The following is a 13,792-nucleotide window of genomic DNA, read 5'->3' as shown; positions in this document are numbered from 1 at the left end:
AGACCTGCATTAACAGGATGAACAGTTTAATGCATCATTAAACCGCTAGACCCCATTTTCATTCATTGCGGTGTCTGACAGGACATGGGGTTTCGTATACATTGTTGCTCTTGACACAAAGAAAAAACAGGCAGTAGGGTTTTTCGACTGATTTCTTCCTTTTTATCTAGAAATGAAGATTTTTTCATTAGGAAAAGAGCACGAAGTCATAAAAGTCAAGGGATTCCTTCTTATTCGAACAGCCACAATCTTTGCGAAAACAGCCTTCTGAAAACAATTCTTCTAGCTCTTTATAAGTTCTTTGTTTCGATAAATTATAGGCTTGCCAATGAGATTGTTCCCCTTGCAAAGAGGCATATCCGGCACGCAACATGCCTAATATCTCCTCTTCCTCCTCTACCGCCTCGTAAAGTTCAATCAAGGCAGGTATTCCTGTATAGGATAGAATTCTGAAATAGTAGACGTCGATTCCCCCCGTCTCTTCATACCGTTCTGGGTTTTTCTCAACAATCCACATGTCTAATGGGATAAAACAGCAGAGCCGTTAGTAAGTAAAAATGCGGCAAGTTGAGACGTTTCAGCCAAACCTTCACAAGCGTGTATGCAAAAATAATCAGCCGAAATATCATAAAGACATGAACTAATACACGAAGAAGTGTATACCCGTACGCATCCTCATACATAGCCATTCGTATATACCCTGAAGCAAACATTACCCCACTAAAAAGGATTAAGAGACTCACGAGAATTTGTTGTAACTTTTGGTAGTGTTGCTTTACAAAAACCAACACACCTAGAATAAACGAAAAATTAATCAGCGTGACAAGAATCAATTCGAAAAATCCTTTTCTTGCATACTCAGCATAAGTAAAATCACCTTGGAGACTTCCGCTAAATAGATATTAAAATTGAACGACCGTAAAAAGTAAATAAACAGTAGTAAAAAAATAAAAAATAAGATCGAAAAAAACAACACAATGAAAACTCTCCAAACCCAGTCACCATTTCCCAGCCTTGAAAAAACAGCGGTGAATCCCATACGAGTTCCTTAAAACGTTCGTCGGCAGATGATAATAGCGAAATGACGATCAATAGAAATGGAATCGAGATAAGTACACCAAACCCTACCTTTTCCCCACTTCAAAAGAATCTCCGTGAAAATGGCGTTTGGTCTGATGTTGTTGATGCTTCCTAAAACTTCGCTGATAAGAAAATAGCTCTCCAATTTACAAAAAACAAAACGATACAAAAGGAAATCCCTCTTGTAAATAGAATTTCTAATTTTCACTTTTTTACTTTCGAAGTAGGGTGTTGTCGCAAAGTACATTACTTTTCGTAACAGTTCATAAACTATGATAATATAGAGGTTTCACAATGGATATACTATTTGCAATACTTAAAGGAGCTTATTAACATGAATCTCTACAAAATTCTTTTCTATTTAGTGGGACTTTTCATCATTTCCTTCGGTGTGACTTTAACAATAAAAGCCGATTTAGGTGCAGGGGCTTGGGATGCATTAAATGTTGGTTTATCTACAACAATTGGCTTAACCGTTGGCACTTGGGTCATAATTGTTGGTTCTATACTCATTTTCCTTAACGCTTATTTATTAAAAGAACGCCCTGATTTTTTAGCTTTTATAACGGTTTTACTCGTTGGGTTTTTCATTGATTTCTGGTTAATCTTTGCTCTAAGCGAATGGACACCAGACAACCTTGCCTACCGTGTAGTTCTCTTGCTTTTAGGCTTAGGAATTTTATCTTTCGGTATAGCCACCTACTTACAAGCAAACTATCCGCTTATTCCCATTGATAATTTTATGATGGCGTTACGAGCTCGATTTAAATTGAATTTGAGTGTTGCTAAGACGGTCGGTGAGTTAACGGCACTTATACTAGCCCTGCTTTTTCAAGGACCGATTGGGATAGGAACGCTTATTATCACCTTTGGGATTGGTCCAAGCATTCAATTTTTCTTTCCTAAAATGGAAATGGCACTCAAAAAGCTTCAACATAAACAGGTTTCACCATCACACTGATTGATATTTTGCTCAGAAAAGCGCATAGCACCAGAACTCTCATAAAAAAACAAGATTTGGTGATATTAGCTATTTTTTCTGGATATTCAAAAAACATCTACTTCGCTACTTCCATCTTGATTACTTCTCTAGCAAAAAATTATATTTCGTTCGAAATGACACAAAGATATATTTTCTTGCTAGAAAAAAAGCCTAGACTAATTGTCTAGGCTTTTTCGATGGTAAAGGTTAACGGATTTGCCCGTTTCCTTTCATTTTATACTTTACGGTCGTCAGCGCAGGAAGGCCCATTGGTCCACGAGCGTGTAGTTTCTGCGTGGAAATACCAATTTCAGCTCCAAATCCCAATGCACCTCCGTCTGTAAAACGAGTAGAAGCATTATGATATACAGCCGCTGCGTCTACCAGCGTTAAGAAGCGCTGAGCGGTATGTTCATCTTCCGTAATAATCGCTTCTGAGTGCTTCGTTCCATACGTTTCGATATGTTCGATTGCTTCATCAACCGATCTCACTACCTTAATTGCAATATCAAGACTTAAATACTCATCTGTCCAATCCCTTTCCTCCGCTTGAATGGTAAGAGGGATATACTTTGCCGCTAGTTCATCTCCATGAACCGTAACATTATGCTCTCGTAAAGCTTCAACTAAAGCTTCTGCGTGGTTTTGTAACCACTCCTCATGAATAATCGCTGTTTCGGCTGCATTACACACTGCAGGACGGTCCGTTTTGGCGTTTATTAAAATCGATAATGCTTTGTTTACATCTGCTACTTGATCAATGAAAATGTGACAATTCCCGACTCCAGTCTCAAGAACTGGAACGGTCGCATTATTGACCACTGCGGAAATTAAGGAGCCCCCTCCACGAGGAATTAATACATCTATATGTTCTTTCATTGTAAACAATTTACTTGTCTCTTCCCGGTCGGTACTGTTAATAAACTGTACCGCCTCTTTAGGAATTGCCGTTTTTTCAAGCGCTGCAATCAGAACATTCACAATCGCCTTATTAGAAGTAATCGCATTTGAGCCCCCTTTTAACACAATCGCATTTCCTGCTTTTATGGCAAGCCCTGTCGCATCAACGGTTACATTCGGTCGTGCTTCATAAATCATCCCGATAACGCCTAGTGGTACGGTAACTTTTTGTACGTTTAGTTCATTCTCTAATGTCCATTCCGAAAGAATTTTCCCTGTTGGATCGTCGAGCTTTGCGACTTCCCTTAGTCCATTAGCAAACTCTTCCACGCGCTGTTTAGAAAGAGCTAAACGATCCATTAAAGCGGAATCAAATCCTTTTTCACGTCCTTGTTGAAGATCTATTTCATTGGCTTCAAGTATCACTTCATGCTGATCGACCAATGCATCAGCTAAAATATGAAGAGCTTCATTTTTTTGTTCTGTCGTTAGTAAGCTAAGTTCTTTTGCTGCTTTTTTTGCTAAAATGGCCTGTTCTTCTACATTTAGTTTCTGTTCAATTTGTGTCATGCAATTCCCCTTTCAAATTTACGACCCTATTGGTAATGTACCTTCTAAATGACATACGAGCGCATCATGCTCGACTGCTGGTTTTTCAAATTGTTTTTTCATCGCGACTGAATCATGATCTTTTTTCAACTTTTGGAGCTGATCAGATGAGTAATTTACGACTCCTAAGCCGAATTCTTCCCCATCTAAATCTCTAATTCTTACGACTGAACCATCTCTAAAGCGGCCTTTTACTTCATGGATATTTCCTGCTAATAAACCGTCATTTAGTTCCATAATCGAGTGCTTGGCATTCTGATCAATAACCACAACACCCTCAGGTCCTGAATTAAAGGCAATCCATTGCTTTTTCTGATTCAGATTCATACTGTCATCCTTCGTTTCAAAATAAGTCCCTTTCGCCGTTTTATTGACTGCACCGAGTAGAATATTAGGGACGCCAGATTTCCCTAAAAAGGCTGGAATCCCAGATGCCATAGCGATTTTCACAGCATCAATTTTGGAACGCATCCCCCCTGTGCCTACAGAGGAACCTGGTTCGCCTGCACTCTCCTCAATTTCAGAAGTGATTTCGTGAACCTTGTCTAATAAAGTGGCATTCGGATCTTTACGAGGATCAGCACTATATAAACCGTCAATATCCGACAAGATGATAAGCTCATCCGCATCTACTAGTCCTGCTACTTTGGCGGAAAGAGTATCATTGTCACCGAATTTTAAGCGGTCAATCGTGACCGTATCATTTTCATTAACAATCGGGACAATGCCCCTTTCTAGTAAGACATTAATCGTATTACGAGCGTTGTTATAGCGACTTTCATCTGAAAAATCACTTCTTGTAATCAGTATCTGGGATGCCACATATCCATGAGACAAAAATACCTTGGAATAGGCTTCAATTAGTAGACCTTGTCCGATCGAAGCCGCTGCTTGTTTTTCTGGTAAATCAATAGGTCGTTCTAGACATCCTAATTTACGATAGCCTGCCGCTACCGCCCCCGAAGACACAAGCAGTACTTCATGACCTTCATCCTTCAATTGAACGATGTCATCTACTAATCTCTCTAATTTTCTCGTGCTTACTTCACCTTGTCGACTTGTCAAAGAACTACTTCCTATTTTTATGACAACCCGCTTCGTTCCGGTGTATGAAGTCATCTAACCCCTCCTGGTGTTTTCTCTGTTATTTAGGCGCTACTCGCATATATTGCGGCTATTTCATCCGACTATTGATTAAATTTTCCATTTCACATTTGATTTCCATCAAAGATGATAAACTGATACGAAAAGCAACATTCTTTGCTTAAACAGCTGCTGTTTTCGCTCTTTTCAACCTTATTATCTTGCTAAAACTGGTTCTCTTTGTAATTCTGCACTTAACTCTTTCGAGCGGTTGGCCGCACCTTTCACGGCTTGTGAAATTGCATTACCTCCGCCGTGCTTACGTAGCGCCGCTAAACCAGCTGCTGTTGTCCCGTTTGGTGATGTAACTTTTTTTCGTAAGGTGGCTGGTGAATCATCTTGATTCATAATCATTTTAGCCGCTCCGAGAATGGTTTGAGCTCCAATTTCACGTGCAAGCTCACCTTCAAGGCCAGCTTCTGCACCCGCTTTTTCAATATGCTCCATTAAATAGTAGAAATATGCTGGTCCACTTCCGGCAATGCCAGTGAAGATATCCATTTGCTTTTCAGGTATAACGTATACTTCCCCGATGCAAGCAAGAAGGGATTTAGAGGCTTTAATACTTTCTTCGTCTACATTCGTTCCTAGGCTCATAGCCGTTGCAGATTCACGCATCATACTTGATGTATTCGGCATGACACGGATCACCTGTTGACCCATTGGCAAAAAGCTTTCGAGATACGATGTTGAAATTCCCGCAAGTACAGATAATACGAGGTGATGAGGTTGAATAGAGTGTTGAATCGAAGCTAAAGCTTTTTCTGCATCTTTTGGTTTCATCGCTAAGACGATAATATCCACACCACTAAGCTTTAGTTCACTCGAAGGAGTCGTACGAATATGATATTTTTCATTTAGTTCCATTAAACGATCTTGATTACTTCTATTACTCGCAATCACATTGATTGACGGTATTTTTTTAGATTCAACAATGCCTGAAATCATCGCTTCTGCCATCGATCCTGCACCAATAAACGCGACTTTTTTATTTTTTAACAAAGGGCAATCTCTCCATTTATGATTATTTTCGTTCGTTTTTAATCCCGCTAATAATCGTAACATGCCTGAAATTAGTTTCAAGGCGAATAGAATAAGTTAGGTGTATATGAGCGAGAAACAAAGAGTAAGCGTTTTCATTTTATTCTCAGTCTTCCTCTTCCGCTCTCAAGTGGATATATCCGCTCTAATCACGGTATATAGAGATTATTAGTAGTAAATTTTCACTATATTTCGATAGTATTCAACAAGATTCCTTCTTTTCCTTTTTTATTTCAAATGCTAAACTATGAAAATTGGACAAATAAATCGCATCAGAAATTATCTCTTTCTATTAGGCTGTCTTCTTAGCTTGTACTTACCCCTGCGTAAACCGCCGATTGAAATAAATCGACTTCCACATGCAGATTTCTACACACCAGCAACCCTCCGTACGATTAGCAAGAACCTAAAAAACCTATAGTTCATTTTCTCATCGCCTAACGTGCACCCCCCATACCTTTTCACTCGATCTACATTTGAAGACAGCAACGTTTTCATGATAATTTATGGCTGTTTCCGGAAAGCCACAAACTTTGCGAAAACGCCGTTAGTAATCAATAAATTAGTTCAACTACTTTAAAAGTACAAAATCAGCGTAAAGCTCGAACAAAGCCTTTTTTTACTTTCATACCAAGATTAATATTTAGCTCTTTATAAACCAATCTAAGAAATCTTCTAAGACTGTTAAAAGAGTTTGATTAGAAATTTCATCTTCTGTATGCAGCATTGGTGCCACTTTGCGAAAAAGAACTTCCTTGGGGAAATATTGTTGGATGATCATTAAGTTTTCATCAATGCTGGTCGACCAACTTTCATCTTTAACGTTAATTGTTAGGTATACTCCCCTTATCAGTCGCTTTAACATCGATCTCTTTTTAGATTTAGACACTTTTTCGGTTAAGAGCTCCTTTCGATAGCTACTGATTAATGGAAGTAGGTCTTTATTTAACGCTGAACTAATTTTTTCATTTGGTTTCATTTGCTCAAAGCATTGAGATAAATCCTCTCCATAAAGACAAGTACACATATGACGAAGCCAAAATCCCCATTCGTACAGATTTTCTTCAGCTAGGACCTCCTTTAAACCTCCCAAATCGTAATCAACTTTTACTACAGTTTTAAAATGATTTAGTAAATGATTCGTTTCGTTATCTAGCTTATTTATCTCACCAAATGGTAGTGGGAAATGTACAATAACAGTTAAATCCAAATCAGAAATACCTTATTTTGCTTCACCCCTACCAATACTTCCGTACACATATATACTGTGTAAGTTTTCCTTCAACAATTGTCTTAATAAGTCTATAACTGCATTTATAACTGGTTTAAATTGTTTTTGAACATTTTCTTTCGCTGTTGGATTAATAATATAACCCTCAGCATTCAGTCCCATTTTAGTTGGTAATTCCATATATGCTTATCACCTCAATAAAAATTATCTATTTCTTTATACAAGTCTTTGCACACATTATTTATCATTGTTAGCTATTATTCAAGAACCTGGACCGATTAAAAATTAAAAACATCCCGCCAATAGTTCAACAGGATGTTTGTTCAAGCTTTATTCCAAATTATCAATCTTTATTTCCAAACTATACTTATTTGGATAACTAGTGGTTGAAGCCTATAAAATGAATGGAAAATTCATTTTATAGGCTTCTGGTTTAAAAGGATTCAAAAAGTTCCCTGTCGTCTATCTATATCGCAATGTCTAAATAGCGAAAAAAACAGCTTTACCATTTCATAAATCTATTATGATCATGGTAGTGGGTGAAACCAAGATCATCTGAATATTGTTGGGTTGCTTCCTCTTTTAACGAGATTGTGAAGACAGAGATTTGATGAATAGAACGTAATTCAATTAGTTGATTTACAGTAGTTTGGGACCATGAACTCCGTTGAATTTTATTTTTCTCAAAAAAAGCCCATAAGACCCCGTCGATATAGGGGACCGTTTTGGTTGAAAGAACATCAAATGCACCATTTTGGATGAGCACCTTATCCTTCTTGATATTATTGATAAAGGAAACAAGCGCATCTTCCTGATTTGTTCTCGCTTCATCCGTAAATTCCTGTTCAAGATTTCCGATAGAGTCTAGAAGTATGCCGTCAAACCCTTTTTGATGAATCTGAGTGTCTACTTCTTGTTTCATTATTTCTTGATAATGTCGTGAAGTAAGATCCATTAAATACGCATCCCAGCTATACGTTACCTTTTCTCCATTTCTCCAAATAAAATCATCTTCCTCAAACTGCGCTAACAGAGAAGAATTCCAGCCTCCGACTTCTGTTGTACTGATGTATCCAATTACCTTGGTTCCAGCCGATTGAATATGTTCTACTTGTTCCTTGGAATAATGATACGGATCCACTATGACTAAATCAAAGTTCTTCATATCTTGCAAAATCCACTCTTTGGGAGCTCCTTAGTATACTTGGTACTCTCTAATTTGCGCCAAACCATTTTCTGAAGAAATAGTTGGAGATGTGGCAAAATCATTCCAAGTAAATTCATCAAAACTTTCGGGTTCATAGTAATGAACAAATCCTTTTTCCTCAGCAAATGCTTTACTCCATTCTCCTTCTGAAAAGGAGACCGTAAACACCTCAAGCGGATATTCTTGCTTCATTTCTCTTAATGTCTGAATGGTATTTTGGGCCCATTCGTCATTTGCAATCACATTTTGATCAAAATTCTCCCACAAGATTCCATCGACATATGGGGCTGTCGCTTCTTTCAATGTGTCAAATCCCCAATTCTGTAATAAAGGGAGTTGAGGATACTTTTCCTTTACCGTTTTCAAAAACGAAACCATACCTGCTCTTTGTGCTTCTAACACATCAGGCTGGTCCAAAAATTCATTGTCGATATCTCCAACCGTATCAAGAAAAATTCCATCAAATCCTTTTTGTATGATTTGATTGTTAATCTCTTGCTGCAATAACTCTTGATAATGAGGGGACGATATATCCATTAAATATGAGTTCCACTCAGGATAAAATACTCTTTTGTCGACTTCATAATAGAAATCATCCTGGTGAAGCTGATTCATAAACTCAATATTCCATTCATCCGCTTCCATTGTATTAATATATCCGAGCACCATCGTACCACTGTCTTTCAATTGTTGGATTTGATCAACAGTAAACTCATGAGGCTCAACAATCACTAAATCATAATCCTTCATATTTTCGAGAATCTCATCTGTGGGGGTATTATAGTAAATTTGGTAGGTATTAATCTGCGAAAAAGGACTTTCTAATTCCGCACGAACCGGAGAATAAGCAAGAGGTGAAAGCAAAGTATACACTAAAAAACAAAACAAAATAACGACTCTCTTCATAAAAAATCCCTCCATCTACGAAATGAGGGATGGGAGGTTTCGCAGATTGGCGATCGGTATGAGTTTAGCACTCATCGACGACCCATATCTTTGCGTCCCTGCCTTTCGACAAGTTTGCCCATCACCATCTATTTAACTACCTTCAGCATACGGGAGTAGGTCGAAATACGCAATAATTTTTGACTGTTTAGAAATATCTTCTCCTATCATAACTACAGTCTCTCTAAACCCTATGAGGCGATATTCCTCAGGTTTAGAATTGATACAATAAATCCCCCAAAGTCGATTGCTTACGAGATTTATGGACTAATTCCAAAAGCAACAACCTTTGCGGAAGCTGCCTTTTACTAGAATACAACCCAATCCTAAATAGGTTATAAAAAAACAGACCTCTTGTTGAAAGACAAGGTCTGCTTTCTTAACTTATTCTCCTAGATCGACGTTATGATACACTTGTTGTACATCCTCAAGATCCTCGATCGCATCAATCATTTTCTCAAATTGCTCTTGAGCGTCTGCATCAAGAGTAACGTCATTTTGGGCTAGCATCGTTAGCTCAGCTACGGTAAATTCGGTTACACCATTATTTTTCATGGCAGCTTGCACAGCATGAAATTGATCCGGTTCGGCGTAAATGATGACAGCTTCCTCTTCTTCAATAATGTCACGAGCGTCTACATCCCCGTCCATTAATATTTCAAGTACATCATCTGCTGTTTTAGCCTCCAGGCCGATAACAGCAGTAGCATCAAACATATAGGCAACCGAACCACTTACCCCCATATTTCCACCATTTTTACCAAAAGCAGCACGGACATCTGATGCTGTACGATTCACATTATTTGTAAGAGCGTCAACGATGACCATTGATCCGTTCGGTCCAAAGCCTTCATAACGAAGGGTATCATAACTTTCCTCTGAACCACCCTTTGCTTTTTCGATTGCACGGTCGATAATGGCTTTGGGTACACTGTATGTTTTGGCACGTTCTAGAACTACTTTGAGTGCTTGATTCGATTCTGGATCAGGTTCTCCTTGCTTGGCTGCAACATAGATTTCTCTTCCGAATTTTGCGTATATACGACTTGTATTCGCATCCTTTGACGCTTTTTTCTCTTTAATATTATTCCATTTACGGCCCATATTGCTCCACTCGCTTTCAACTTTATCTTACTATCACTCATACGTGACTTTTCTTCTTCATTCTCTTGGTTTTAGACTAAAGTAAACACCATACTTTGGAAAGGAACTCTCGCTTTACTCTACATTATTATACAACAATTACACGCTTGTTTAGAAGATTTATCACTAAAAGAATCACTTCTCACCTTATTCAAATGTCTCTCTAATTTTTTCAAGAAGTAGAGCTGTCGTCATTCACGATTGAATCGACCTTTACTGAACCGCTTTAGATGACTTTTTCACAAAATCGAATACATAGGTCAAGACGACACCAACCGCAACAGCCACCATCAAATCAACAACTACTGTTAAAACCATCGTTGTCGCTATGACGATCACTTCATCTAGCAAAAGGGTTCTTCCTTTTTTAACCGTCTCCCAATCAAACATCGTAAAGTCCGTATAGATAAGTATCCCCGCTAAAACAGCTTGTGGAACAAAGGCAATAAGTCCACCGGTTCCAACTAGACTCAAAACTAAAAATACGCTATGGAAACAGGCTGATAAAGCCGTTTTCCCTCCACTTTGTAAATTGACAATTGAGCGAACTGTTGCGCCGGCACCTGCCAGCCCCCCAAAAGACCACTCATCACATTACCAATTAGCTCCTTATTGCTGTTATGCTTAGGCTTAGTTCCTGTTTCTTTATCCATTACCACTGAGGTTAGAAGTGATTCGATGCCAAGTACAGCAATCGCTAAAGCGAATGGAATGAGACTCACCATTATTCCTGAATCAAGAATGGGTATTTGTATCATTGGCAATGAATTCGGTAGCTTCCCGATAAATTCAATGTCTATTAACCAACCGACTTCTTATAAGGCAACCGCAAAAAGACTAGCGCCTATTAATGGAACAAGACTAGCTGGAATTCCTTTAATTCGTTTTTTAGCTAGAAGAATGACTAGAATCGTCGTGCCAACAAGAATTGCTCCAGATTGCAAATACTTCATTTGACCTGGTGTTCCACCGAATAATGCGGCAAAAAAAAGAGTGTCCACTAGCCGAAAAGCGACTAAATGGACAGCCCATACCAATGAACATATATAGTTGATGCTAGCACAGCGATAAACAGGTAGTAATTACTCTTCGTTTTATGAGCCTATCCTCACAAAATTATCTTTTTTAAAAGGCTCTTTTCGTATACAATGTTGCTCTTGACACAAAGAAAAAACAGGTAGTAGGGTTTTTTCGATTGATTTTTTCTTCTTTATCTAGAAATGAAGAATTTTTCATTAGGAAAAGAGCACGAAATCATACAAGTCAAGGGATTCCTTTTTATTCGAAAAGCCACAATCTTTGCGAAAACAGCCTTCTAAAAAACTCCAACACTATCCCAAGCTGTTGCGACTGAATTGGCTGTACTCGAATCATACAAATCTTGTGCCGATTGGATAAGTGCTTGACGAGCATCTGAAAATTGACTATTAGGTGTTAAATAGACGGTAAGTGCACGGTAATAAATCTTTTCAGCCTTCGCTTTACCGATAGAATTGATTGTATTATAGGCAGCTTTATTCGGAATGCCACTATTAATATGAACTCCGCCCCAATCGCCTTCACGAGTATTCGGTAAGTTTTGAAAGTTATTCATATGCGCAGGCTGATTGTACTGCGTCGGATTTGACATACTTCGAAGTGCATCTCCTGAGATTCCCGGAGTATATACGTCCTCTCCCATCAACCAATCCTCTGAATCTAGGAAATAACCGAACACATCAGAAAAAGATTCGTTTAATGCCCCCGGCTGATTTTCATAGACTAGGTTTGCTTCTGTACTTGTGACAGCATGTGTTAATTCGTGGGCTACAATGTCCTTCCCACCTGATAGATAAGTGAACGTATTTCCATCGCCATCACCATAGATCATTTGATTCCCAACCCATGCCGCGTTATTATAATTACTACCATAATGAACCGTTGATGTTATATCGCCACCATTATTATCATAACTATCACGGCCAAATGTGTCATAGAAATAATCGAATACTTGTCCAGCATAATAATGGGCATCTACACCGGCTTTTTGTCTTTCACTGTAAAACGTATTTCCTGAATCTGTCATATAATACCCCGGCAAGCTACTTGTTGTTCCATTGTAGTTATCTAAGGTCTGGATGACTCCATTCATTGGCTTGGTAACATCATACAGATAGTACGTATTATTATAGAAATAAGTATTTAAAGTCTTTGAATCTCCTAAAACCCCTGTTCCGGTTCCGGTCGCTTCATGTACCTCATTATTTGCTTTGATTACCTCCCCACTTTCAGCATTCACCCAAATATTCCAATTTGCAGGGTAAGGATTGGTAAACTGAAGCTCAATACGATAGGCAAGTGTGTAATTACCTTCTTCTGCAAGAACCACTAGCTCTTCTTTTTCTGTTAATGAGCTTAACTCTCCCGTTGGCGTATCCAACTGTGTATTCGCTTCATTCCGATCTACCTTTATGTGATCCCATGCCTTTTCAACCGCTTTGGTTTTCTTTATTTTTTTTGATTGCTTGACTTTCGTTGGTGCATTTGGGTGAAATTCTCCATTCACGGCCACGAGATTTCCCGCTTCATCTACATGTAAAACAACTTTAGACTGATCAATAGGGGTTTTTTGGATAGTAGGCTGGTATGTATAATGGGTCATACCTAACTCGTCTGTCTCTTTTCCAATGAAAAGCAAATCCGTCGCAGGATTTAAACCAAATGTCCTTTTATTCGCTTTAAAAAACTTAATAACGTCCTTTTCGGTCTGGATCTTTGCTGAAGAAACATTGCCTTTGATAAAAGATGGAGTTTTCTTTGAAAATTCTGAATCCTTCCAGTGTATTTTTGCTTCTGAATTTACTTTCCACTCTGCATCACTTCCATTTGCCGATGCCGCACCACTTGAAGCGACTAGTGCTGAACTTAATGTGACAGCTGTAATAAGCGATTTCATTTTTTTATTTTTCATAATATCTCCTCCTTGTTCATCATATTATCATCGTGATAGATTCAAGGGGAATCGTCTAATACGCCGTTAAAAGGGAATAGTGGGCGATTATAGTTTCATTTTCAGATTATTCTTTCTTTTTTATATATAATTATTCTGATAGGAATAATATGTTTAATGATAATTATTATTTGAAACAAAAGGAAAAAAACCGCGTTGAACGACCCCCCCTCTTGCTTTTTTTAACTAATTCTAAGGTCACGAAAAACCTTCCTCTCCCCCTTGAACTGGTTATATATATGCATGATAATTTAATTATTTATTGGTTCAACCTTCATCGAAATAATCAAAGTTAAGCAAATAGATTCTAATGTTTCTTTAGTTTTCAGCTTCATTTTTTCTCCTTCCTCCATATATTAAATCTGTAAGAAGAAAGATGAATATAAAGAACTATTTCTTCATAATGAGTGAAGAACAAAAAAGCATGAGTCAACTGAAGTTCAACACGACAATCACTTTATAATAAATCCATTCTTATAAAAAGGCTGTTTTCGCAAAGATTGTGGCTTTTCGAATAGGAAT

12 protein-coding genes, 2 pseudogenes and 1 riboswitch are annotated in these 13,792 nt (G+C 38.1%); of the genes and pseudogenes, 1 reads left to right on the top strand and 13 read right to left on the bottom strand.

Translation table 11 applies throughout. From position 1 onward, the window contains the following. Positions 1-187: 187 nt before the first annotated feature. Positions 188-421 (bottom strand): hypothetical protein, encoded by a 234-nt coding sequence (locus U8D43_RS09730; RefSeq protein WP_335870988.1) that lies wholly within the window; start codon positions 419-421, stop codon positions 188-190. A 48-nt stretch (positions 422-469) separates the two neighbouring features. After that, a pseudogene (locus tag U8D43_RS09725) lies at positions 470-842 on the bottom strand (DUF4153 domain-containing protein); the annotation flags it as partial. 572 nt (positions 843-1,414) lie between these two features. Between U8D43_RS09725 and U8D43_RS09720 the strand changes: the two are divergent. Beyond that, a complete protein-coding gene (locus U8D43_RS09720; protein ID WP_335870986.1) occupies positions 1,415-2,041 on the top strand; it encodes a YczE/YyaS/YitT family protein in 627 nt (208 codons plus the stop codon). A 228-nt stretch (positions 2,042-2,269) separates the two neighbouring features. Here U8D43_RS09720 and U8D43_RS09715 read toward each other — a convergent pair whose 3' ends face one another. The 11 genes and pseudogenes from U8D43_RS09715 to U8D43_RS09665 form a co-directional block, all read right to left on the bottom strand. After that, positions 2,270-3,532, bottom strand: coding sequence for a glutamate-5-semialdehyde dehydrogenase (locus tag U8D43_RS09715; RefSeq protein ID WP_335870985.1), 1,263 nt, complete (start codon positions 3,530-3,532; stop codon positions 2,270-2,272). A gap of 18 nt (positions 3,533-3,550) precedes the next feature. Next, complete coding sequence (gene proB, locus U8D43_RS09710) at positions 3,551-4,690, bottom strand: glutamate 5-kinase (protein ID WP_335870984.1); 1,140 nt, start codon at positions 4,688-4,690, stop codon at positions 3,551-3,553. A 180-nt stretch (positions 4,691-4,870) separates the two neighbouring features. Next, positions 4,871-5,716, bottom strand: a complete 846-nt coding sequence (gene proC / locus U8D43_RS09705; RefSeq protein ID WP_335870983.1) for a pyrroline-5-carboxylate reductase — start codon at positions 5,714-5,716, stop codon at positions 4,871-4,873. Positions 5,717-6,398: 682 nt separating this feature from the next. Beyond that, on the bottom strand, positions 6,399-6,965 hold the full coding sequence (locus tag U8D43_RS09700) for a nucleotidyltransferase domain-containing protein (protein WP_335870982.1): 567 nt from the start codon (positions 6,963-6,965) through the stop codon (positions 6,399-6,401). Between the two features lie 12 nt (positions 6,966-6,977). Then, positions 6,978-7,166 (bottom strand): nucleotidyltransferase family protein, encoded by a 189-nt coding sequence (locus tag U8D43_RS09695; protein WP_335870981.1) that lies wholly within the window; start codon positions 7,164-7,166, stop codon positions 6,978-6,980. Positions 7,167-7,488: 322 nt separating this feature from the next. Further along, complete coding sequence (locus U8D43_RS09690) at positions 7,489-8,151, bottom strand: endo alpha-1,4 polygalactosaminidase (protein ID WP_335870980.1); 663 nt, start codon at positions 8,149-8,151, stop codon at positions 7,489-7,491. A gap of 30 nt (positions 8,152-8,181) precedes the next feature. Then, positions 8,182-9,099, bottom strand: coding sequence for a glycoside hydrolase family 191 protein (locus U8D43_RS09685; RefSeq protein ID WP_335870979.1), 918 nt, complete (start codon positions 9,097-9,099; stop codon positions 8,182-8,184). Positions 9,100-9,136: 37 nt separating this feature from the next. Continuing rightward, positions 9,137-9,228, bottom strand: a riboswitch (cyclic di-GMP riboswitch). A 294-nt stretch (positions 9,229-9,522) separates the two neighbouring features. Beyond that, the gene (locus tag U8D43_RS09680; protein ID WP_335870978.1) at positions 9,523-10,242 is read right to left on the bottom strand and encodes a YebC/PmpR family DNA-binding transcriptional regulator; all 720 of its coding nucleotides are present in this window, start codon (positions 10,240-10,242) and stop codon (positions 9,523-9,525) included. A gap of 252 nt (positions 10,243-10,494) precedes the next feature. Beyond that, positions 10,495-11,039: pseudogene (locus tag U8D43_RS09675) on the bottom strand (SulP family inorganic anion transporter). Positions 11,040-11,096: 57 nt separating this feature from the next. Further along, positions 11,097-11,234: a hypothetical protein gene (locus U8D43_RS09670; protein ID WP_335870977.1), complete on the bottom strand. Its 138-nt coding sequence runs from the start codon at positions 11,232-11,234 to the stop codon at positions 11,097-11,099. Between the two features lie 362 nt (positions 11,235-11,596). Beyond that, positions 11,597-13,231, bottom strand: coding sequence for a M4 family metallopeptidase (locus tag U8D43_RS09665; protein WP_335870976.1), 1,635 nt, complete (start codon positions 13,229-13,231; stop codon positions 11,597-11,599). Positions 13,232-13,792: the final 561 nt, after the last annotated feature.

This window comes from Bacillus sp. 2205SS5-2, assembly GCF_037024155.1.
Classification (GTDB): domain Bacteria; phylum Bacillota; class Bacilli; order Bacillales; family Bacillaceae_K; genus Bacillus_CI.
Note: the sequence above shows the minus strand (reverse complement) of the source record. Positions and strands in the feature narration are given on the sequence as shown.